Genomic DNA, 23,584 nt, shown 5'->3' with positions numbered 1-23,584 from the left:
TTTGTTACCCATTTAATCTAAAATTTGTATTACAATGGAAGTATAAGAATACGGTGATATGCGTTAAGGGGGGGACTGCAGTTGCAGGTAAATAAGGTTAATTTGCGAGTGAAAAATATATTGCAGAGGCTCTGCAGTCAACCAGACTATATAACCATATCGTCTATTGCCAAAGATGTAGGTGTAAGTGCTAAAACTGTTTTAAGAGAAATGGATGAGGTCGAACGCTGGCTAGAAGCTAATGCCTGCAGTCTTAGCAAAAAAACTGGTTTAGGTATCAAAATTGAAGGAAATGTTGCGAGTGCTAAAGAGCTTCTCAAAAGTCAGTGCGAGGACAGAACAGAGGAAGCGTACTCTCCTAAGGCGCGGCAGACTCTTATCATAAGTGAATTGTTAAAAAATCAGCAACCAGTAAAATTATTTAATTTTGCTGCTTTGTTTAAAGTTACAGAAAGTACTATAAGTAACGATCTTGATAAAATTGAACAGTGGTTTTCCACTCATAGGCTTAATTTAATTCGAAAACAGGGTCTAGGGGTTTATGTGGAAGGATCAGAAACTGAATTTAGAAAAGCAACTATTAATTTTATTTATGAAAACATTGATGAGGACCAGCTTATTAGAATAATACGCCGCAATCTAAATAGGTCAAACCAGCCAAGCAATGACGTAGATCTACAAGCAAAACGAAGGCTGCTAAATTTAATTGAACCACAATCAGTATATAAGTTAGAAAGCTCTATCCGTGAGGCAGAAAGGAAAATGGGACATAAGCTAACTGACAATGCTTATGTAGGCTTAATCGTGCATTTGGCACTTGCCATTCAAAGATTAAGGATAAAGGAAGAAATTAAGATTGAAAAAGAATTCTTAGACGAGTTAAAAAAACTCCCAGAGTTTTCTATTGCATTAGATATTGCAGCAAGTGCTGCCGACAGTTTTTCGATAGAAATTCCCGAAGATGAAGTCGGCTATATTACCATGCACCTTAAAGGATCAAAGAACCGAACGGATTCTATTAAATCAAGTAATAAAACTATTGGAAATTTCGAGCTAGTTAAACTTTCAAGAGAAATGATAAAAGTAGCAGAAAGATTGACAGGACATTTTCTCTCGCAACATGATAGCCTATTAGTCGGCTTGGTAAATCATTTGGGGCCGGCAATAAGTAGATTAAAAATGAATCTGGAAATTAGAAATCCATTACTAGAAAAAATTAAAGTTTTTTATCCAGATCTAATAGAAGTTAGCAAAAATTGTGCAGTTGTTATTGAAAAAAATATCGGTATTAAAATGCCTGAAGCTGAAATTGCTTATATAGCAATGCATTTTGGAGCAGCTATAGAAAATTCCCAAAAGTTTGCTAAACCAATTTATAGGTGTGCTATAGCTTGTTCAACGGGTATAGGTACCTCTAGGCTGCTTGCAACAAGAATAGAAAAAGAGTATGACAATATACAGGTCGTTGATATCATATCCACTATGTATATTGAAGAGGGCATGCTTCAAGAGCAAGATATTGATTTTATAATAGCAACTGTAACCATCGATAACTGTATTATTCCAGCCGTAACAGTAAATCCACTCTTATTTGAAGAAGATAAAAAAAGAATAAATAAGCTGATAAAGCTTGTGCAGAATAGAACTACTTCAAGTATTGCTCCTAAAAAAAGCTCATTAAAGCTAAAAGATAAATTGCTCTTACTAAATGAATATAATCAGGGTGTTATTCAGATTTTAGATAATTTCTTCATTGTAGATGATAACGAATCTTCAACTATTGATGATTTAATTGCTAAGCTCAGCAACCAAATCGGAAATGATCACATAAACCAACAGGCAATAGCTGATGCCTTAAGGAGCAGGGAGGAGAAGGGTAGTACTTTTATAACTGGACATAGGCTAATCTTGCTGCATTGTCGTACAGATGCTGTGCAATCGCTCCACTTTGGTTTAGTGAGAATTGGTAAAGAGCTTCATCTTTTAAATGGTAGGAATGAGTTAGAGGAAGCTAAACTAGGTGTTGTAATGCTCGCTCCCGAAAATTGCACTAAAGAAGGTATGGAGACGATTAGTTATCTAAGCAGAATGTTAATTGAAAGAGCTGGGCTTTTAGAAGTATTATTAAGTGGTTACAGCGAAGCGATTTCAGAAATAAGCAATATTTACCAAGGCTTTTATAAATCTAAATCAGCTAATTTACTGGGGGGTTGACAATGAAGGTAGAAAAAACGGTCGTAAATACTTATTTACCTAGTAATACTGAAAAGGTGCAAAAATTCGGCAGATTTCTCAGTGGCATGGTTATGCCAAATATAGGTGCATTTATTGCATGGGGACTTATAACAGCATTATTCATCCCTACTGGCTGGATACCAAATGCGTATCTTAGTAAACTTGTAGGACCAATGATCGTATACTTGCTCCCGCTTTTAATCGGCTATACCGGAGGTAAGGCAATTGGCGGCACAAGAGGAGGCGTACTTGGCGCCATAGCAACAATGGGTGTAGTAGTTGGGGTAGACATTCCAATGTTTATTGGTGCTATGATTATGGGACCGCTAGGTGGATTTGTAATTAAGCATTTTGATGAGTGGATTGAAGGCAAGATTCCAACTGGCTTTGAGATGCTAGTAAATAACTTTTCTGCAGGAATTATTGGGGCAGCTGTCGCTCTTTTAGGTTATACATCTATAGGTCCGATCGTATTAGCTCTAAATAATATGCTGAAAAACGGTGTAGAGGCAATTGTAAATGCTGGTATTCTTCCCTTGACATCACTCTTTATCGAACCAGGCAAAATTCTCTTTTTAAATAATGCGATTAATCATGGAGTGCTAGGCCCAATCGGTATACAGCAGGCAAAAGAATTAGGTCAGTCTATATGCTTCCTGCTGGAAACAAATCCAGGTCCTGGGCTTGGTATTCTCTTGGCTTACTGGGTATTCTCCAAGGGTATGATTAAACAGTCGGCACCAGGAGCAGTAATTATTCACTTTTTAGGCGGAATTCATGAAATTTATTTCCCATATGTACTGATGAATCCTATGCTCTTAATTGCAGTAATCTGTGGTGGAGCAAGCGGCGTATTGACCTTTACAATCTTCAAAGCAGGACTTGTTGCAACACCATCACCTGGCAGTATATTTGCTCTCTTAGCCATGACACCTAAAGGAGGATACTTAGGTGTATTAGCTGGAGTACTTGTATCAACGGTTGTAAGCTTCTTGGTAGCTTCAGTGTTTGTTAAAAGAGCTAATGATAAGATTGACGAAACGGAATTAGAAGATGCTAAAGAAAAGGTAAGAGAGTTAAAAGGTGTGCAAGTTAAGACTCGCATTACCAAGATAGTATTCGCTTGTGATGCCGGAATGGGTTCAAGTGCTATGGGAGCTGCTAACCTAAGAACAAAATTTAAGAAGGCAGGGATTAATGTAGAGGTAGTAAACTCTGCTATTGAGGATATTCCGTCAGATGCTCAGGTTGTTATTAGTCATGAAAACTTAGCTGATAGGGTAAGGCGGACTGCTGTAAATGCTGAACATATATTTGTTAAAGACTTTATGGATAATCCTGCTTTTGAAATCTTAAGAGGGCGTTTTGAGAGACCTGCTGACTTGGAGCCAACAAAGCTGCCTGAAGTCCAAAATGCAGCGGATAATGCCATCCTTAGAAGAGCAAACATAAAGTTAGGATTAAAAAGCGTCGATAAATATGAGGCTGTGAGGATGGCAGGGCAATTACTTTATCAAAGCGGGTATGTAAATGAAGATTATATAGAAGCAATGCTCGAAAGGGAAAAAGATTTAAGCACATATATCGGAAAAGGCATTGCCATACCACATGGAGTAGGAAAATCAAAAGATGAAATTAAAAAGTCTGGAATGGTCGTATTACAATTCCCTGACGGTATTGATTTTGGCGAGGAAAAAGCTTATTTAATTGTTGGAATTGCTGGAGTTGGAAATGAACATTTAGGTATCCTGTCTAACATTGCTACAGTCATAGATGGTGAAGATGAGGATATCACTGAAGAGCTTCGAAAAACAAATGATGTTGAATATATATACGGTCTATTTATCTAAAAAAGTAGCTACGGGGGAGAGAGATGATAATTACCGTTACGTTAAACCCGGCAATTGATAAGACAATAGTTATAAATGACTTCCGCATTAACAGCGTGAATAGAATATCATCTACAAGACTTGACGCAGGCGGAAAAGGCATAAATGTATCCAAGACTATTTTAACTTTAAACGGAAAAAGTAAAGCTATCGGGATAGCTGCCGGGAATGCTGGAAGGTTTATTCAGGACTATCTTAATGCTGTCAATATTGAACAAGATTTTGTTTCTATATCAGGAGAGACAAGAACAAACATTAAGATAATTGATCCAGTAAATAAAACAAATACAGATATTAATGAAGCTGGTCCAGATATTTTAATGGATGATCTAGAATCTGTAAAAAATAAGTTATTAAGTGGTATTGATGATAAATCAGTCGTAGTTTTTTCCGGAAGTGTTCCTAGTAATGTACCTAATGAGGTTTACCGTCAATGGATAGCTAGCGCAAAAGAAAAAGGGGCCAAAACAATACTAGATGCTGATGGTGATCTATTAAAGTTGGCTCTTGAAGCTAGTCCATACATGATTAAACCCAATATCCATGAATTAGAAAGATTATTTAATAAAAAAATTAACACTATCGAGGATGCAATTGAAATAGCTGTTGAGATCATCAATAAATATAAAGTTGAAAATGTAGTAATTTCTATGGGGGAAAAAGGAGCACTATTTATCAAAAAGGATTGCTATGTTTTAGCCCATGGTCTTAAGGTAGAAGTAAAAAGTACGGTTGGTGCTGGCGATGCCATGGTAGCAGCTTTGGCATATTCGATTGATCAAGGATATAGTTTTGAAGATACTATAAAGCTTGCAGTAGCCTGCGGTACGGCGAATGTCATGACTTCAGGCACTGAGCCAAGTACGTTAGAGACAATTATGCAATTAGAAAAACAAGTTACTTGGGAGTTTATCCAATGACCAAGCCGCTCTATACCCAAAGGGCACAGGAGAGCGGCTAAGTCCCTGGATAAGTTCGACTAAGGTTCAGGTGGAGTTCTACCCGTAGGGCAAAGTTAACTCCACCTGAACCAAGTCTCACTTGATTAATAAATAGCGATAGGATGGTAGCGTATGAAAACAAGAGCGGTAAGGCTATATGGAAAGAAGGATCTTCGACTGGAAGAGTTTGAACTCCCGGAGATTAATGATGATGAAATTTTAGTGCAAGTTATATCAGATAGTATTTGTATGTCAAGTTATAAAGCGGCAATTCTTGGGCCGGATCACAAAAGAGTTCCGAATGATGTTGCTGACAAGCCAATAATTATCGGGCACGAGATGGCTGGCAATATAGTAAAGGTCGGATCAAAATGGCAGCATCAATTTAAAGAAGGTGAAAAGTTTGCCATGCAGCCTGCCCTTAATTATAAGGGCAGTATGGATTCACCTGGTTATTCTTATCAATACTGTGGTGGAGCTGCAACCTATACGATAATGCCTCAAGAGGTAATGGAGTTAGGCTGCCTGCTAAAATATGATGGTGAAGCTTACTATGAAGCTTCACTAGCAGAACCTATGTCGTGTATTATTGGAGCGTACCATGCCAATTACCATACTAGTATGGGCAGCTATGAACATAAAATGGGTATTGTTGAAGGTGGCAAGCTAGCTATATTGGCTGGTGCTGGGCCTATGGGACTGGGAGCAATTGATTATGCTCTAAATGGTGATATAAGACCAGGCCTGATTGTTGTTACAGATATAGATGAAGGTCGACTTACAAGAGCAAGTGCGATTTTTAGCGTTAGCGAAGCCAAAGAAAAAGGGATTGATTTAATATATGTCAATACCAAAGATATGAGTGATCCAGTGAAGTATTTACGGGGACTGACTGACGGCAAGGGCTTTGATGATGTTTATGTATATGCACCAATAAAAGCGGTCGTGGAACAAGGCGATAAAATTCTTGGCAGAGATGGATGTTTGAATTTCTTTGCTGGACCAACTGATATTAACTTTTCAGCTGAATGCAACTTTTACAATGTTCATTACGGCTCGACGCATATTGTAGGAACAACTGGCGGTAATACAAGTGATATGATTGAATCCTTGCGTCTTACTGAACAGGGAAGAATCAATCCTGCAGTAATGGTTACCCATGTAGGCGGTCTTGATAGTGCAGCGGAAGCTACACTTAGGCTACCTGATGAACCTGCTGGTAAGAAACTTATTTATACTGGCATAGATATGGAACTAACAGCGATAGCCGACTTTGCAGATAAGGGAAAGTTTAATCCATACTTTGCCAAACTTGCCGAGATAACAAACAGAAATAAGGGCTTATGGAATGCTGAGGCCGAGAAATATTTATTACAGAACTGGGGCAAATAAGCTGCATTTCGAATGGGGGTGATATTTTGGAATATCAAGGAATTTCCGGCTCTAACGGCATTGCAATAGGAAAAGCGTATATTTATCGTCAGGAAGAGTTTATTATTGATAAAGAACCAATTACCGTTGATTGCATTACCAAAGAGAAGGATAAGTTAAAGCTGGCTGTTGATCTTACTAAACTTCAAATTGAAATAATTAAGGATAAAGCGCTGACTGAAGTAGGCGAAAAAGAGGCGCAGGTATTTGCTGCACATTTAGAAATAGTTAGCGATCCTACTTTAATTGAAGAGATTGAAGAATTAATTAGTTCAAATAGATATGCTGCCGCTTATGCCGCAGAGCAAGTTATTGCTCAATATGTTAGCTTGTTTTCCAATATGGAAGACGAGTATATGCGTGAACGGTCTGCCGACATCCGCGACGTTGGTGAGAGATTAATAAGGAATGTGCTAGGAATTGCTCCTAAACGCCTTGATCATCTTTCTGGTGAGAATATCATCATTGCTGAAGATTTGACGCCATCCGATACTATGACGATTGATAGGCGGCATGTTAAAGGTTTTATTGTTAATGCAGGTGGCAAAACATCACATGCTGCGATTTTAGCTAGGACTTTAGAGATACCAGCAGTTATGGGATTAAAAAATAGTACAAATAATATAAAAGATGGCCAGCTGGTCATTGTTGATGGATCGACAGGTAAAGTAATAGTTAATCCTAGTCTGGATTTATTAGCTGAATATAAGGAAAAGCTGGCGCAGTACGTAACTCGCCAGGAGGAATTGAAAAAACTCATCAGTATTCCCGCACAAACGACTGATGGAAAACTAGTAACATTAATGGCCAACATTGGTACTCCGCAGGATGCGGATATCGCTATTGAAAAAGGAGCGCAGGGGATAGGCTTATATAGAACGGAATTTCTTTATATGGAACATGCCCAGCTGCCTAGTGAAGATGAACAGTATGAAGCATATAAAATTGTAGCTGAAAAATTCATGGGTAAGCCCGTAATTATTAGAACGTTGGATATTGGCGGCGATAAAAGCGCAAAATGCTTTACGCTACCGAAGGAAACAAACCCATTTTTAGGCTGGCGGGCAATTCGGATAAGTTTATCACGTCCCGATATTTTTAAAACTCAGCTCAGGGCTATCTTAAGAGCAAGCGCATTCGGACAGATTTGGATTATGTTTCCGATGATTTCGGGAATTAGTGAAGTTCGTGAAGCCAAAGTTATTCTGGAACAGTCTAAACAGGAACTTCGCGACGAAGGAATAAGGTTTGACGAAAACTTAAAGATTGGGATTATGGTTGAGATTCCCTCTGCCGCTGTTACAGCAGATATTATCAGTAAAGAAGTAGACTTTTTTAGTATTGGAACAAATGATTTATGCCAATATACACTAGCAGTTGACAGGATTAACGAAAATATAAGTCATCTTTATCAGCCCCTTCACCCTGCGGTGCTGCGACTTATAAAGCAGGTAATTGAGGTTTCAAATAAGCATGGCAAAGTAACCGGTTTATGCGGTGAAATGGCGGGTGACCCACTCGCGATAATCGTTTTATTGGGATTGGGACTAGAGAAATTCAGTACGAATGCAGCTACTATGTTAACAGTGAAAGAAATCATAAGAGCCGTTTCTTACGAAAAGGCTAAGGAAGTTGCAGATGTTGTGATGACAATGGATACTCCTGAAGAAATTATGCAGTATTCGGCTCAAGTTTTAAAAGATCTAGGTTTAAATTAAGTTAGGGGGAGTAGAAATGTATTCTGCTAAAGTTTTAATAAATAATAAAACAGGACTTCATGCAAGACCAGCAACCTTATTTACACAAGCCGCTTCAAAGTTTCAATCCCGCGTAACAATACAAAAAGATGAAAAAGCTGTTGATGCTAAATCTATTTTAAAAGTATTGGCACTTGGAATCGGCCAAGGAACAGAGATAACAATCTCTGCGGACGGTTCAGATGAGCGTGAAGCTGTTGAAGCTTTATCTAAACTGCTAGAGAGCAATTTCGGCGAATAAGAATAAATAAAAACTCCTGAAAGGCTAGATGCTTTTCAGGAGTTTTTTAGCTAAGATTCAATTAGGCTTTTTCATGTAGTTTAGGTATTGAACTTTTAACTCTTCACGTGCAGGTTCATCCGGCCATAATTCGATAACCGCGCTTTGACGCATTGCCGCAGCTAGATGTTTATATAGAGCTTTGTTGGTGGTCTGTAAATTACGAATTGTTTCTTTTACTTCTTGGCGTTTTGTCTTACCATCAAGTGGACAAGGACTTGGGAGAGGGGTAAAACCGTGAATATTTATGGCTGCCCGTATTTCATCTTCGCGAAAGTAAATTAGTGGACGAATGACTGTTAAATTTGTCCGGTCAAGATATGTTTTTGGCAAAAATGTCTTAAGCTGACCGGAGTACATTAGACTCATAAAAAAGGTTTCCACGGCATCGTCATTATGGTGTGCATAAGCGATTTTATTAAAACCATGCTCAATGGCAAAGTTATTTATGGTACCGCGGCGAAAAAATGAGCATGTAAAGCAGGGATCTTTACCGCCATTATTTTCGATTGCCCCGGCGACATTAACTTGACGAGTATAATAAGGAATGTCGAGACTGTCACAAAAATCAGCGATGGGTTGAGTATCAAAACCCTCTGTGAACATTGGATCTAGGGTGATAGCTGCGATTTCAAAATTACGTGGTGAATATTTACGTAAGATTGATAAAGCATATGTTAGAAATATGCTATCTTTTCCGCCAGACAGACCAATCAGTATCTTGTCTCCTTCAGAAATTAAATCAAATTCGACAATCGCACGCATTAAACGGCTGAAATAGTATTGGGGCAAAGTTCTCTTCATTAAGGCACCTCGTAAAGATTTGATATATCGTTATTATAAATGCTTAACTCTTAAGAGAAAATAGTAAAAAATAACCTAAAGATAATTTGCTATCACAAATCTTCTTTAGGTTATCTTATATCATGCATTTGCTTCATGAGGAACTTTCCTTTTGTGAATACTGGCCTTCGTTTAACCAACTCCAGTATTTTTTTGGAATTGCCCGCTCCGCCAAGTGAATATTTTTGCGTGTAGCTAGATACTGTGCTTGATAATAGGTTTCCCAAGTCTTGCTAAAGGTGTCGCTGGCAAGAAGATATGGAGAAAACTCAGCGGAAGGCACCAAAGAAAGGATGTTATTATCTAAAACCAGAGCCTGATCATCCAGCACAATAACAAGACGAGTATTAGGGTAACGCAGTGCAAACCTTCGTAAAATAATATCGGCAGTATTATGAAATAGTTTGGGTTGAGCAATTAGCGTATTGTTAGCAGCAGGCCGAAAGCGAACAAATCCGAGCATTCTATGGATTTCGTGTGAGACTGCTTTCGAACGGTCTCTAAACAGCTTACTAATGTCTCCGGCACCAGTAAAGCAAAAAACATGTCCATAGCGTATGGCTTGTTCGATTGCAGCAAAAATTACAGCAGTTTTATCATTTGATTGATAGCGTAAATTCGCACTAATTAGTTGTGTTAATATTTTACCAGGGTTACTTAGAAGCCAATTTGCATTTAGACCACAAGTATTATTTAATTTTTCAATTAGCACTGGCAGAGTAGTATTATCAGCATCGAGTTCGCTGGTGAACATAAATAATCCTAGACTTTCTTGATCGCCTTTCAGGCAAGGTAAATCATTATGTATTTCAGCCAGCATAGCTGCTTTAATAATAGATATTGGTGTTGGCGAGCATAAAATCACGGCTGTCACCTCATAGAGAGCTGTTGTATTAGATATGTTACGTTAATTATATTATACGAACGTACGTTTTGCAAACATATGTTTCGCTTAACGCTTTGCTTCACATTTAAAATTGAATATATGGTTTTATAAAAAATTTCCAAGTTATACTTTTGTTATTTAGAAAAAATGTCGTATAATAGATGATGGCAAAAAAACCATCCTAATGATATGGAATTTGGAGGTACATAGATGAAACTTTCTAAACCTATTTATACTATTGGACACCGCAATCCTGATACTGACTCAATTTGTTCAGCAATCGGTTATGCACATTTAAAGAGAGCGCTTGGTGAAAATGTAGTCCCAGCCAGAGCTGGTAAAATAAATGCTGAAACCAAATTTGTTCTAGAACAATTTGGGATAGAATCACCCAAATTGTTAACAGACTTATATCCGCGAGTACGCGATGTAATGTTGGACACCACAATTGTATTACAGCCTAATGACACACTGCGCGAGTTAGGAAAAGTAATGCGTCAGCTTGGTGTTAAATCAGTACCTGTAATAGATGAAAATAACTCGTTGCAGGGAATTGTTTCAGTTAGCGATTTAGCTAAAAGGTATTTTGATGAATTGGAAATGCAGGACTTATGCGAAGCTGGTGTAGATTTTGCTGCAATTATTAAGGTTTTAGATGGACAACTTATTCAAGGTGATGATCTAAACCGCAAGGTAACAGGAAAAGTTCGAATAGCTGCTGGCAGTGCTACAACAATCCAAAAAGTAATTCAGGCTGGGGATGTTGTGCTTGTTGGAGATCGAGGCAGCACTTTACTTGAATGTATTGAAAAGAAAATTTCCTGTCTTATTGTGACAGGAAATGCTCAGATAGATAAAGATATTTTAGCTGTTGCAGCCAAAGAAGGCATAACGGTGATTAGCGCTCCATATGATACATATACTTGTGCTCGGCTTATTAACCAATGTATCCCAGTAAGCATGATCATGCAGAAGAAGGTAATTTCGTTTAAGCCATCAGATATGGTTAGTGATATAAAAGAAATTATTGCTGAAACTCAATATCGTAATTACCCCGTAATCGAAAATGGAAAACTTGTCGGCTTAATAACTCGCGATCAACTGATTGTAACTGAACGTGAAAAAATTATTCTGGTAGATCATAATGAACGTACACAAGCCGTAGAAGGCATTGAAGAAGCACAAATAGTTGAAATAGTGGATCACCATCGACTTGGCGGGTTAGAAACAGGCGAGCCTATCTTTATTCGACATGAACCAGTAGGTTCGACAGCAACAATTGTTGCAAACATGCACTGGCACAGAGGTATAGAAATGCCAGCACATATTGCCGGTCTGCTTTTGGCAGCGATAGTATCAGATACTGTTTTGTTTAAGTCACCTACGGCTACCTCCTACGATCGTGAAACAGCCGTTAAATTAGCTGAAATTGCTAAACTCAATCTCCAAGAGTTTGGTATGTCCGTATTGAAGGCTGGTTCGGGTATAGGCGATATGTCACCGTCGGAGATAATCCGCAATGATTTAAAAGAGTTTCAAATTGGTGAGTATCGTGTTGCTATTGGTCAGTTATCAGTAATGGATACAGCTGAAGTGTTGGCAGTTAAGGATGATTTATTACTTGGTATGGAAACCATGCGCTCCAAAGAAAACTATGATATGACGTTATTAATGGTTACAGATATAATAAATGAAGGTACGCATCTCATCTACAGCGGTCACCCATCTATATTGATTGGCGAGGCTTTTGGCAATAAAGGAGAAGGCGGCGTTGTCTATCTCCCTGGAGTAATGTCGAGAAAGAAACAGGTTATTCCTCCAATGGTTGAGGCTGCTAGAAACTTCAACTAAGAGATTTATTTAGGTGGTTTAAGAATAAATCTATACAAGTAGGCTGCGTGATGCTAGTCTGCAGCAGATAGAAAGAACGTTCTATATTGACTTCAGGTATTGTTATAGTTTTTAACATACCTGAAGTCAATTCTTTTTTTACCGCCCAACGAGAAATAAACCCTACACCCAACTGATTTAAAATGGCCGTCTTAAGGGCTTCATTGCTGCTGGTTTCTAGTATTATGTTTAGAGTGCTGACATCAACACCTTTTAGTTCTAGCGAATTAAAAATTGATTTTCTAGTTCCTGAAAGAGTATCCTTAGTTATCAGCGAAACCGTTGGAAGATCTGCTAAAGTTAAGCTGCCGCCTAGCTCCTGCCAAATGGTGGGATGTCCAACCAAGACAACCTCATCTCTCCAAAGTTCGCGATAATTTATATTATGAGTTGGTTTAGCGCCAACTATTGCCAGCGGAAACTCACCATTTTCAAAACTAGTTATTATCGAACTGCTGTCAGAAATCTCAAGTGATAACTTAATACCTGGATTATGCTTTAGGAAGGCAGTAACTATTTCAGGAAGAATATATTCGCCCGGGATAGTACTTGCGCCCAATTTGAATTGGCCAGTCTGACCAGCTAATAAAGTTTTAAGCTCGTTTTCCGCAGCAATCATCAGAGCACTGGTTTTTTTTGCGCATTCTAATAGTATCTCACCATAGATTGTTAGGCTGACCCCTTTAGACGTGCGAAGAAATAAGGGACAGCTAAGTTTTTTTTCTAAATTATCGATATGAAAAGAGACTGTTGGCTGGGTTAGATCAAGCCTTTTAGCGGCCTGTGAAAAGCTCTTTTCTTCTGCAACTGCTTGAAAGATTGGCAAAGATTGTAACACAGACATTTAATCACCTCTTATTTTGCTTATTTCTTTATAATTCTTAATATTCCCTGTTTTTGGTTTTGAGAAGGAATGTATTTTTGCAATATAGAATATCTTTAGTAGTGATATTGATTTTATATATAGAGGTGGTATTGTGACTTTAACTATTGCTATAATTACAGGCATAGTTTTTGGACTAGGGGCTGTACTATTAGTCAAATTCGGTAACCCTGGAAACTACGGCTTTTGCGCAGCTTGTCAGCTTCGTGATATTGCAGGAGCACTAGGAATACATAAGGTTGCTACACTGCAATATGCTCGGCCTGAAATTTTAGGCTGGGTTCTAGGGGCATTTGGTATTGCAAAGATCAATGGTGAATTTCAACCGCGGGGCGGTTCTAGTCCATTGATAAGATTTATTTTAGGTGCTACTATGATGATTGGTGCATTAGCTTTTTTAGGCTGTCCATTAAGGGGAATAATGCGACTTGCGGCAGGCGATTTAAATGGTTTGACAGGATTAGTTGGTTTTGTCGCTGGGATTGCTGCCGGCATTGCTTTTCTTAAAAATGGCTACAGTCTTGGGCGTGCGAAAATATATACTAGTACTTTGCCGAGCATTAGCGGTTACGCTTCAGTTTTCGCTGCGTTAATACTAGTGTTTGCTGTTAGCACTAATGCCGGGTATTTAAACTTCAGTGCTAAAGGCCCAGGCGCGATGCATGCCCCAATTTTTATCAGCTTAATAGCTGGTTTGTTAGCTGGTTTTTTTGCGCAACGCACAAGAATGTGCTTGAGCGGCGGCGTCCGTGATTACATACTTGTTCGTGATACCCAAATGCTGATTATATATGGTGTAATGTTTGTTGCTGCTTTAATAGGTAACTTATATTTTGGTTTCTTCAAGCTTGGCTTCACAGGTCAGCCATTAGCACATGATATGCATCTATGGAACTTTTTGGGTTTGTTCTTGACCGGACTTGCGGCAACGCTAGCTGGAGGCTGCCCTCTTCGCCAACTGATTATGTCAGGCGAAGGTAATACTGATGCTATGTTTTGTATATTAGGGATGTTAGCTGGTGCGGGTATAGCGCATGGCTTTAATGCGGCAGGATCACCAGTTGGTCTTGCTATAAACGGTCAGATAGCCGTTAGTGCTGGTTTGGTGATTACTGCCGGTATTGGTCTTAAATACCGCGAAAACTTCAGTTTCATGAATAAAGGAGCATAGTAAAATGGAGAAGGTGCTTGATCTAAGAGGTCTAAGTTGTCCGATTCCTCTGATTAGAACTAAGGATTCATTAACTGTGTGTGATAGCCTGACAGTACTTGTTGATGAAATGCCTGCTAAGGAAAATATTATAAAGTACGTTAAGTCTCAAGGCTGGCAGACAGAATGCATCAATAAAGGTAGAGAGTTTGAATTGAAAATCAGGAAAATAAACAGTCTATGAAAGGATAGCCAATGCAATTAATAATTACCTTTCCATCTGTTTATCATGCTTTCAGAGCAAGAAGCGTCTTATTAGAAAATGGCATTGATATCGAATTAATTTCTATTCCACGGCAGCTCTCAGGTTCATGTGAAGGCTTGGCAGCCCGAATTGATCATTCTAAAGCTGACTATGCAGAATCACTTTTAAATAGCGCCGGTGTAGTGATAATGAAAAAAATAGTTATATAGTAATTTAGCTTGTCGTTAAAGCGGCAAGCTTTTCTTTTTTGTATTCAAAGGAATATAGGAAAATTTGACGAATTTATGAATGTTTTAGTAGTCTAAAAGCAACAAAGCTGATACAAAATCTCAAAACTTGGTAATGCTAAATTTAATCTTTTCGCGGAGGAAGCAATGCAAAATATATTCAATGGTTTGAATGATGCTCAGGCAGCAGCAGTGTCGCATATCAATGGGCCGCTCTTAATTATGGCTGGTGCAGGATCAGGCAAAACAAAAGCTTTAACTTGCCGAATAGCCCACTTATTAGATCAAGGCGTAGCACCTTATAATATTTTGGCAATAACTTTTACTAACAAGGCTGCAGCAGAGATGCGGGAACGTGTTGACCGGATGGTTGGCAGCAGAGCTAAAGATATTTGGCTTAGTACATTTCATGCTTTTTGTGCAAATTTCCTACGAATGGAGATAGAAGCTATATCAGGCTACAAGCGAAACTTCGTTATTTATGATTCGGGTGACTCGCAAGCAGTGATAAAAGCCTGCTTAAAGGAACTCAATTTGGATGATAAGCAGTATGCACCAAATAGTGTTCAGGCAACAATTTCTAATGCTAAAAATGGCTTGAAAGATGTACCGCAGTTTACTCGCGAGGCAGATACTTTTTTTGCTCAGAAAATAGCAGAGATATATCAGTTGTACCAGAATAAACTACGAAATAATAATGCTCTTGATTTTGACGACTTACTGATGCTAACAGTCCGTCTACTAGAAAACAATCAAGAAGTCAGAGAAAAATATCAAGATAAATTTAAGTATATTATGATTGATGAATATCAGGATACAAACCATGCTCAGTATTTGCTCGCTACTTTGCTGGCAGCAAAATCTCGTAATATTTGCGTAGTAGGTGATGCTGACCAAAGTATATACGGTTGGCGCGGTGCGGATATTCGCAATATAATGGACTTCGAAAATGATTACCCTGAAGCCAAAGTAATAAAGCTTGAACAAAACTATCGTTCCACAAAGACTATTCTAGAAGCAGCAAACGCCGTTATCGAAAACAACTCTGAGCGCAAGCCTAAGGCACTATGGACCGAAAATAATAAGGGTGAACTAATAACCTACTATTTAGCTAATGATGAGAGAGACGAATCACAGTATATCTCAGATAACATTATCAAACTAAATACCGTTTATAACACCCCATATGGCGATATTGCAGTTTTATATCGGACTAACGCTCAGTCGAGGGTAATTGAAGAAGCATTTATGAAAAACGGTATACCCTATACTATGGTGGGGGGACTGAAATTCTATGATCGAAAAGAGATCAAAGACATTTTGGCTTATCTAAGAGTAATATTTAATCCAGCCGACACAGTCAGCTTACTTAGGATAATAAATGTTCCACGCCGGGGCATTGGTGATACAACAATCAGCCGTTTAACAGATTATGCTGCTCAAAATAATCTGACGTTATTTGATGTAATTTCTAACCCAGAATTAGTCCCGGATTTAACAGCTCGGGCTAAACGGCCATTAGAGTCGTTAGCGGAACTGATCTTTAATCTTATCTCAATACAGGACTCAATGCCTGTAGTCGACCTTATTGATAAAGTTATGATGGATTCGGGTTATATTGCTGAACTTCAGAAAGAGTTGACACCTCAAAATGAAGCAAGGATTGAAAACTTACGCGAGCTCTTGAGCGTAGCAAAAGATTTTGCCAAAGGTGAACTTGAGGAAACTCTTGAGAACTTTTTAAGCCAAGTGGCATTAGTATCTGATATAGACACAGCTGAAATAGCTGGGGAAAAGGTTACACTAATGACGCTGCATTCGGCTAAGGGACTAGAGTTTCCAATTGCCTTTATGGCAGGCATGGAAGAAGGTTTGTTTCCCCATTCCAGAACACTTATGAATGAATGCGAAATTGAAGAAGAGCGTAGAATATGCTACGTTGGCATAACAAGGGCCAGACGCAAGCTATATCTGACTAATGCCAGAATGCGGACTATCTATGGTAAGACTATCATGTACCCAGCATCACGATTTTTGAGTGAAATACCAGAAGATACAGTTGAACGTGTTACTAATAGACCTAGTCGGTTTGGCTTTAACGCTGGTGGAACTGCTGTCACAGCTGGTAATCGAGTCAGCCAGCAGTCACCGATCGCCCAAAGCATACCAGCACCAAAACCAACACCAGTCCAATTGACAAAGGCTGGGCAAACTTCGTGGAAGGTCGGAGATAAAGCTCAGCATAGCAAATGGGGTGTAGGAACGGTTGTAGAGGTCAAGGGCGAGCAAGACAAGCAAGAATTAAAAATCGCTTTTCCTGGGCAAGGTATTAAGCAGCTTATGACCCAATTTGCCCCAATCGTTAAAGTTGAAGTATAAGCGGTAAGGAGTGGACGATAGTGGCCGATGACATTCCTAGAACAATTGAAGAAGCAGTTATTAAAGCGAATGAGTTAACTCGCCAAATAGACTACCATAATTACCTGTATTATGTATTAGATAAGCCTGAAATCAACGATGCTGATTACGACTTGCTAATTAAACAGCTAATCGCAATAGAAACAAAATATCCGGAAATTGTTACCCCATACTCACCAACCCAAAGAGTGGGGGCAGCTCCGGCAGAAGGCTTTCAGCGGGTAGGTCACTTAACACCTATGCTAAGCCTTGGTAATGCCTTCTCTGCAGAAGAATTACAGGCCTTTCATAATCGAGTCATTGGCGGACTTGGCACAAGTGATGATCTAGAATATGTTGTTGAGCATAAAATTGACGGATTAGCGATCAGTCTAGTTTATGAAAATGGTCTGCTGGTACGCGGAGCGACTAGAGGCGACGGTATTGAAGGCGAAGACGTTACCTCAAATATCAAGACGATAAAGTCTATTCCGCTAAAACTGCAAGGCGATGATGTCGACATTCCACCACTGCTCGAAGTACGCGGTGAGGTTTACATGGCTAAGCAGGAATTTGCAAGATTAAACGATTTACGTGAAAAGAATGAGGAACCTTTGCTTGCTAATCCTCGCAATGCTGCAGCTGGTTCGCTCCGTCAGTTAGATCCTCGTGCTACAGCTGATAGAGCTTTAGATGCATTTATCTATGGGATAGGAAAATATGAAGGAGTAGAGTTGACTACTCATGCTCAGACTCTCGAATATTTAAAGGCAGCTGGCTTTAAAGTGAACCAATTATATCGTGTTTTTAATAATATACAAGAGGTTGCCGATTACTGTGATAGTTGGGGCGAAAAACGTTCTAGCCTGCCGTATGACATAGATGGTATGGTTATAAAAGTTAATAGTCTGCCAAGCCAAACTATACTCGGCAGCACAGCTAAAGATCCGCGGTGGGCTATTGCTTATAAATTTCCTGCCGAACAAACAACTACGATCGTTAAAGATATAATAATAAGTGTCGGGAGAACTGGCACTCTTACACCAACGGCTATTCTACAGCCAGTACGCTTAGCTGGCTCGACTGTGAGCAGGGCAACCCTGCATAATGAGGATTATATTAAGCAAAAAGATATTCGTATTGGCGACACTGTAGTTATTCATAAAGCTGGTGAAGTAATACCTGAGGTGATTTCAGTCGTTCTTGATCACCGAACTGGTGAGGAAGCGCCTTTTGTAATGCCAGAAGCCTGTCCAGAATGCGGCAGCCCGGCCGAAAGGAATGAATCTGAGGCCGCCCGCAAGTGTACAAACGTGGCATGTCCGGCACTATTGAGAGAAGGACTCTTCCACTTCGTTTCGCGCGATGCAATGAATATTGACGGCCTTGGGCCAGCTGTACTGACGAACCTTTTAGAAGCTGGCCTTATTAGGGATGCTGCCGACTTATATCAGCTAACTGAGGACAAATTACTTCAGCTTGAAAGAATGGGCAAAAAGTCAGCTGCTAATCTCCTTGCTTCCATAACAAAAAGTAAAGAGGCGGGTTTAGCAAGACTACTGTTTGCCTTAGGTATTCGATACGTTGGTGTTAAAGCAGCATCAGTACTTGCAAGGCATTTTGGTGATATTGATGCGGTTAAGTCAGCTAGTGTCGAAGAATTGATTAAGTTAGATGAAATAGGCGAAAAAATTGCTGAAAGTGTTGCTGCCTACTTCGCTTCTCCAGCCAGTCTTGAGTTAATCGAAAGGCTGCATAACTCCGGCGTTAAAACAACAGAAGACAAAATAGTTGTTGCAGACAAGCAGCCGTTCTTAGGTCTCACTTTCGTGTTAACAGGAACGCTTATTGAAATGACTAGGAATGAAGCGGCGGCAATTATCGAATCATTGGGCGGGAAAGTAGCCGGTTCTGTCAGCAAGAAAACCAGCTATGTACTTGCTGGGGCAGAAGCCGGAAGCAAGCTGGAAAAAGCGCTTCAATTAGGCATAAGTGTGATCGATGAAGCTGAATTTAAAAATATGATCGACGAAGTGTCGTAAGATAGCAGTTTCACTACTGGACAAGCGTGGTATAATATGATTTATATGGTAATTTCCCAAAAGAATTTATTATAGTTGGATGGTGAAAAAAATGAAAATTACGCGTAAAGATGTTGAAAATGTTGCGTTACTGTCTCGCCTTGAGTTTCCCGAAACCCAATTAGAAAAATTAACTGAGCAGCTAAATGCTTTTTTAGAATATGCAGATGTTTTAAATAAAGTGGATGCTGAAGGCATTCAGCCAACAGCCCACGTTCTGCCGCTGAAAAATGTAATGAGAGCAGATGAAACCAAGCCTTCACTGGCGCGGGAATTAGCCTTATCTAATGCCCCAGAACAGGAAAACGGCTATTTCAAAGTTCCAAAGATTATGGAAGGATAGGAGGAAGACTAATGGATTTCTTTAAATATAAAGCACACCAACTGCATAGCTTGCTTAAGAATAAAGAAGTATCTGCAGTTGAGATTACTAACTCAGTAATTGAGCGAATTAATGCAGTAGAAGGTAGTGTTAAAGCTTACATAACTCAAACCAGCGAAGCTGCCTTAGAAAAAGCAAAAGCAGTTGATGCTAAAATACAAAAAGGTGAAGAAATATCGCCTTTAGCCGGTATACCGGGTGCAATAAAAGATAATATTTGTATTTCGGGAACAAAAACTACTTGTGCTTCAAAGATTTTGGCTGATTTTATACCGCCATACAACGCAACCGTAATGGAAAAGTTAGGACAAGATACAGTTGTTGTCGGCAAAGCAAACTTGGACGAGTTTGCAATGGGCGGTTCAACCGAAAATTCTGGTTTTCATACAACCCATAACCCTTGGGACCTTTCTACCGTTCCTGGTGGTTCAAGCGGCGGGTCGGCAGCAGCCGTCGCAGCAGGGGAGGCTATTTGGTCGTTAGGGTCTGATACAGGCGGGTCAATCCGTCAGCCAGCCGCTTATTGTGGTGTAGTCGGATTAAAACCAACTTATGGACGCGTGTCCCGATACGGATTAGTTGCCTACGCTTCATCTCTTGATCAAATTGGACCTATCACTCGTGACGTAACCGATGCTGCTTTTGTAATGAATGCTATTGCCGGATATGATTCCAAAGATTCAACTTCAATAAAAGCAGATACGCCTGATTATACCAAGGCACTTGTTAATAATATTAAAGGTCTAAAAATTGGTATCCCACGCGAGTATTTTGTCGCTGGTATGGACCCAGAAGTAGAAAAATCCATCCGCCAGTCAATTGATCAGCTTGTTGCTTTAGGAGCAGAAATTACAGAAGTGTCAATGCCGCACACTGAATATGCTTTATCCGCTTACTACCTTATCGCTCCTGCCGAAGCAAGTTCCAACTTGGCGCGTTATGATGGCGTAAGCTATGGTCATCGAGTACCTGGCAATGATATAGTTGATATGTACAAAAAGACCCGTAGTGAAGCGTTTGGCACTGAGGTTAAACGTCGGATTATGCTTGGCACATACGCATTAAGCTCCGGCTACTATGATGCATACTATCTGAAAGCACTTAAAGTTCGTACGTTAGTTAAGCAAGACTTTGACAGAGCTTTTGAAAAAGTAGACGTGCTTGTAACGCCTACGGCCCCGACTACTGCCTTTAAAATAGGTGATAAATCGAACGATCCTTTAGCCATGTATTTACAGGATGTTTGCACAATTCCTGTTAACTTAGCGGGTGTGCCAGGTATTTCAATTCCATGCGGCTTTTCAAACGGAATGCCTATAGGCTTGCAAATTATTGGAAAACCACTTGACGAAGAAACCATTCTGCGCACAGCTTATACATTTGAACAAAACAATGACTACCACAAGCGTTTTGCGCCACTTGGGGAGGTTTAATAGATGGATTACGAAATAGTTATTGGTATAGAGGTACATAGTGAGCTAAAAACCAATTCCAAGATTTTCTGCGGTTGCAGTACAAAATTTGGCTCAGAGCAAAATACTAACGTTTGCCCAGTTTGTCTCGGCTTACCTGGAGTTCTTCCAGTAATTAACGAGCGGGTTGTTGAATTTGCAATTAAGGCTGGTCTAGCTCTTAATTGTGAAATTCTCCCCTTCAGCAAGTTTGATCGTAAGAATTATTACTATCCTGACTTGCCGAAAAACTTCCAAACTTCCCAGTATGATTTACCGATAGCAGTTAATGGCTATCTGGATATTGATGTTAACGGACACACCAAGCGAATTGGCGTAACCCGAGTACATATGGAAGAGGATGCGGGTAAACTAGTTCACTCAGGAACAATCTCAAACTCGGATTATGCCTTAGTAGATTATAATCGTACTGGTGTACCGCTTATTGAAATTGTCTCTGAACCTGATCTTCGTTCACCTGAGGAAGCAAAGGCATATGTTGAGAAAATAAGATCAATCCTTGAATATATTGATGTTTCGGATTGCAAAATGGAAGAAGGAAGTCTACGTTGTGATGCCAATATTTCACTTAGACCAAAAGGCGAAACTAAGCTTGGTACTAAGACTGAAATTAAAAACTTGAATTCCTTTAAAATGGTCCAAAAAGGCTTAGAATATGAAGTTGAACGTCAAGCCGAAGTTTTAGAAGACGGCGGTCGCATTATTCAGGAAACCCGTTCATGGGATGATAACAAAGGAATTACCGTCTCTTTGCGCAGTAAAGAACAAGCTCATGATTATCGCTATTTTCCTGAGCCTGATCTAGTTCCAATAATTGTTGACCCTGCGCGCGTCGAAGAAATCCGTGCTAATCTGCCAGAGCTTCCTGATGCCCGCAAAAAACGCTTGATGGATGAATTTGGTCTTTCTGATTATGATGCAGGAGTAATAACAGCCAGCCGCTTGGTTGCTGAGTATTATGATGAAATAGTAAGTTTCAAGGCTGATCCTAAGGTTGCAGCTAACTGGCTTATGGGCGAAGTATCAAAGTTTCTAAACTCTGAGAATCTTAGTATTGTTGATTGTCCTGTTACTCCAGAAAAATTGGCCGGCTTGATAGATCTAATTGGTAAGGGTACTATTTCTAACAAGATAGCTAAGACAGTATTTGAAGATATGTGGTCAAGCGGTAAGAATGCAGCTGATATTGTCAAGGAAAAAGGGCTTGTTCAAATTACCGATACTAGTGAAATCGAAGCAATTGTTGATTCAGTAATTGCAGCGAATCCACAATCAGTTGAGGATTTTAAAGCTGGTAAAGAAAAAGCAATTGGCTTCTTAGTTGGACAAATCATGAAACAAACAAAAGGAAGAGCAAATCCTGAAATGGTTAACAACCTTTTAAAAGAAAGATTAGCAAAGGCTTAGCTAGCAAGAGTTTCTCTAAAATAAAAATAAGATTCCTTTTATTACCGGCAGGGTGCGAAGTTTTCGCACCCTGTTTTTTGTATGAAATGGCATAATGAAGCACATAATTCTATTGATACGCCTAAAAAGAAGGTGTCTAATTATGCTATCAGGAAAAGTTCCCTGGAACCTAAAAGAAGTTTTATCAGTACATGTTTTGAGACTGGTTGTTGGTTTACTTTTAGTGAGATTGATTTACCCAGTACTATTTAATGCCACTTCATTTGTGGTTGAGATTACTGACAGGTTAATAGTAATAGCCCTTGTGTGGATGACAGTACGTAAGTATCAGCGTGATTTAGGTGAGCTTGGTATAACCTTTAAGAATTTGGGCCGTAATGTAGCTATGGGTATTGGTGCAGGAGTGCTGCTACTTGGGATAAGTCTATATAGTGAACGAATTTACACGACATTATTATTTGTAACACCAAATCAGCATCCATTGGTAGCGCAAGTGCAAAGTGCGGCGTCCCTTCAACAATTAGTAATCCCGTTATTTTTAGCTGGGTTTGCAGCACCTGTTGCTGAAGAGGTATTATATCGTTTTTTTACCTTCTTACCCTTAAAGCAGCGGTGGGGACTATGGGGAGGGGCATTATTAAGTTCAGCTATTTTTGCATTAATGCACTTTAATGCTTATTGGCTGGCTGAAATAATTGTTGTTGGCGTAGGCCTAACACTGTTATTTTACTGGACAGGCTCATTGTTAAGCTCGATTGTTGCACATTCTTTGATAAATACATCCAAAGTGCTCATGATCTATTTTGGTATTCCTCTAATTTAGAATATAAAGGAGATGTACTATGCCTAAATGTAAAGTTTGTGGAAATACATACAGCTTTGGCTCAAGTGAAGTTCCTCCTTCTGCGCCTACCGCTAATGGCCCAGTGTCAGGAATGATTGCCCAGTTTAATAATCAAAATGATGTTGTTAGTGTTAGCAGTCTAGGAGCCAGTAAAGCCTCAATAACTAAGGCAGTAGATGATCCTAAGCAGTTTTTTGATACATGTATACATTGTGGAAGTCAGGATATTGACTGGAATAATAGTGAAGAATAGAGGAGTTCTGTTAGATTTAGTCGAAATATATGGCAAATTTAACCATAGTTACAAAACGAAAAGGGGACTGA

Annotated in this window: 20 protein-coding genes; 17 read left to right on the top strand and 3 right to left on the bottom strand. The window is 39.4% G+C overall.

The window, feature by feature from the left end; translation table 11 throughout:
• The first annotated feature begins 81 nt into the window (after positions 1–81).
• The 6 genes from V6C17_RS12230 to V6C17_RS12205 all read left to right on the top strand — a co-directional run bounded on the left by V6C17_RS12230 (position 82) and on the right by V6C17_RS12205 (position 8,494).
• A complete protein-coding gene (locus V6C17_RS12230) occupies positions 82–2,214 on the top strand; it encodes a BglG family transcription antiterminator (RefSeq protein WP_333522861.1) in 2,133 nt (710 codons plus the stop codon).
• A gap of 2 nt (positions 2,215–2,216) precedes the next feature.
• Entirely contained in the window at positions 2,217–4,085 is a 1,869-nt protein-coding gene (locus V6C17_RS12225; RefSeq protein WP_333522860.1) for a PTS mannitol transporter subunit IICBA, read from the top strand.
• Positions 4,086–4,108: 23 nt separating this feature from the next.
• Positions 4,109–5,044 carry a 1-phosphofructokinase gene (gene pfkB, locus V6C17_RS12220; protein WP_333522859.1) on the top strand — a complete coding sequence of 312 codons (936 nt, stop codon included), beginning with the start codon at positions 4,109–4,111 and terminating at the stop codon, positions 5,042–5,044.
• 153 nt (positions 5,045–5,197) lie between these two features.
• Positions 5,198–6,457: a zinc-binding dehydrogenase gene (locus V6C17_RS12215; protein WP_333522858.1), complete on the top strand. Its 1,260-nt coding sequence runs from the start codon at positions 5,198–5,200 to the stop codon at positions 6,455–6,457.
• Between the two features lie 26 nt (positions 6,458–6,483).
• Positions 6,484–8,214, top strand: coding sequence for a phosphoenolpyruvate--protein phosphotransferase (gene ptsP, locus V6C17_RS12210; protein WP_333522857.1), 1,731 nt, complete (start codon positions 6,484–6,486; stop codon positions 8,212–8,214).
• A gap of 16 nt (positions 8,215–8,230) precedes the next feature.
• Positions 8,231–8,494: an HPr family phosphocarrier protein gene (locus tag V6C17_RS12205; RefSeq protein WP_333522856.1), complete on the top strand. Its 264-nt coding sequence runs from the start codon at positions 8,231–8,233 to the stop codon at positions 8,492–8,494.
• A 57-nt stretch (positions 8,495–8,551) separates the two neighbouring features.
• Here the strand turns inward: V6C17_RS12205 and V6C17_RS12200 are convergent, their stop codons facing one another.
• Both V6C17_RS12200 and V6C17_RS12195 read right to left on the bottom strand, forming a co-directional pair.
• The gene (locus V6C17_RS12200; RefSeq protein WP_333522855.1) at positions 8,552–9,337 is read right to left on the bottom strand and encodes a tRNA 2-thiocytidine biosynthesis TtcA family protein; all 786 of its coding nucleotides are present in this window, start codon (positions 9,335–9,337) and stop codon (positions 8,552–8,554) included.
• Positions 9,338–9,470: 133 nt separating this feature from the next.
• Positions 9,471–10,241: a DUF4130 domain-containing protein gene (locus tag V6C17_RS12195; protein ID WP_333522854.1), complete on the bottom strand. Its 771-nt coding sequence runs from the start codon at positions 10,239–10,241 to the stop codon at positions 9,471–9,473.
• A gap of 231 nt (positions 10,242–10,472) precedes the next feature.
• Between V6C17_RS12195 and V6C17_RS12190 the strand changes: the two genes are divergently transcribed.
• Positions 10,473–12,113, top strand: a complete 1,641-nt coding sequence (locus V6C17_RS12190) for a putative manganese-dependent inorganic diphosphatase (protein ID WP_333522853.1) — start codon at positions 10,473–10,475, stop codon at positions 12,111–12,113.
• Here the strand turns inward: V6C17_RS12190 and V6C17_RS12185 are convergent.
• Positions 12,106–12,996: a LysR family transcriptional regulator gene (locus V6C17_RS12185; protein WP_333522852.1), complete on the bottom strand. Its 891-nt coding sequence runs from the start codon at positions 12,994–12,996 to the stop codon at positions 12,106–12,108. The two genes, V6C17_RS12190 and V6C17_RS12185, sit on opposite strands and share 8 nt — an antisense overlap.
• A gap of 133 nt (positions 12,997–13,129) precedes the next feature.
• Between V6C17_RS12185 and yedE the strand changes: the two genes are divergently transcribed.
• The 10 genes from yedE (at position 13,130) to V6C17_RS12135 (ending at position 23,513) form a co-directional block, all read left to right on the top strand.
• Positions 13,130–14,206: a YedE family putative selenium transporter gene (gene yedE, locus V6C17_RS12180; RefSeq protein ID WP_333522851.1), complete on the top strand. Its 1,077-nt coding sequence runs from the start codon at positions 13,130–13,132 to the stop codon at positions 14,204–14,206.
• A 4-nt stretch (positions 14,207–14,210) separates the two neighbouring features.
• A complete protein-coding gene (locus tag V6C17_RS12175; protein WP_333522850.1) occupies positions 14,211–14,429 on the top strand; it encodes a sulfurtransferase TusA family protein in 219 nt (72 codons plus the stop codon).
• 11 nt (positions 14,430–14,440) lie between these two features.
• Positions 14,441–14,659 (top strand): DUF3343 domain-containing protein, encoded by a 219-nt coding sequence (locus tag V6C17_RS12170; protein ID WP_333522849.1) that lies wholly within the window; start codon positions 14,441–14,443, stop codon positions 14,657–14,659.
• 165 nt (positions 14,660–14,824) lie between these two features.
• A complete protein-coding gene (gene pcrA, locus V6C17_RS12165) occupies positions 14,825–17,056 on the top strand; it encodes a DNA helicase PcrA (protein WP_333522848.1) in 2,232 nt (743 codons plus the stop codon).
• Positions 17,057–17,076: 20 nt separating this feature from the next.
• Entirely contained in the window at positions 17,077–19,116 is a 2,040-nt protein-coding gene (ligA, locus tag V6C17_RS12160) for an NAD-dependent DNA ligase LigA (protein ID WP_333522847.1), read from the top strand.
• A 91-nt stretch (positions 19,117–19,207) separates the two neighbouring features.
• The gene (gatC, locus tag V6C17_RS12155) at positions 19,208–19,498 is read left to right on the top strand and encodes an Asp-tRNA(Asn)/Glu-tRNA(Gln) amidotransferase subunit GatC (protein ID WP_333522846.1); all 291 of its coding nucleotides are present in this window, start codon (positions 19,208–19,210) and stop codon (positions 19,496–19,498) included.
• A gap of 11 nt (positions 19,499–19,509) precedes the next feature.
• Positions 19,510–20,970 carry an Asp-tRNA(Asn)/Glu-tRNA(Gln) amidotransferase subunit GatA gene (gatA, locus tag V6C17_RS12150; protein WP_333522845.1) on the top strand — a complete coding sequence of 487 codons (1,461 nt, stop codon included), beginning with the start codon at positions 19,510–19,512 and terminating at the stop codon, positions 20,968–20,970.
• Between the two features lie 3 nt (positions 20,971–20,973).
• Positions 20,974–22,416, top strand: coding sequence for an Asp-tRNA(Asn)/Glu-tRNA(Gln) amidotransferase subunit GatB (gene gatB, locus V6C17_RS12145; protein ID WP_333522844.1), 1,443 nt, complete (start codon positions 20,974–20,976; stop codon positions 22,414–22,416).
• 142 nt (positions 22,417–22,558) lie between these two features.
• Positions 22,559–23,239: a CPBP family intramembrane glutamic endopeptidase gene (locus V6C17_RS12140; protein WP_333522843.1), complete on the top strand. Its 681-nt coding sequence runs from the start codon at positions 22,559–22,561 to the stop codon at positions 23,237–23,239.
• Between the two features lie 19 nt (positions 23,240–23,258).
• A complete protein-coding gene (locus V6C17_RS12135; protein WP_333522842.1) occupies positions 23,259–23,513 on the top strand; it encodes a hypothetical protein in 255 nt (84 codons plus the stop codon).
• Positions 23,514–23,584 lie beyond the last annotated feature (71 nt).

The organism is Dendrosporobacter sp. 1207_IL3150, from assembly GCF_036763085.1.
In the GTDB taxonomy this organism is placed as follows: Bacteria; Bacillota; Negativicutes; order DSM-1736; family Dendrosporobacteraceae; genus JBAIYU01.
Note: the sequence above shows the minus strand (reverse complement) of the source record. Positions and strands in the feature narration are given on the sequence as shown.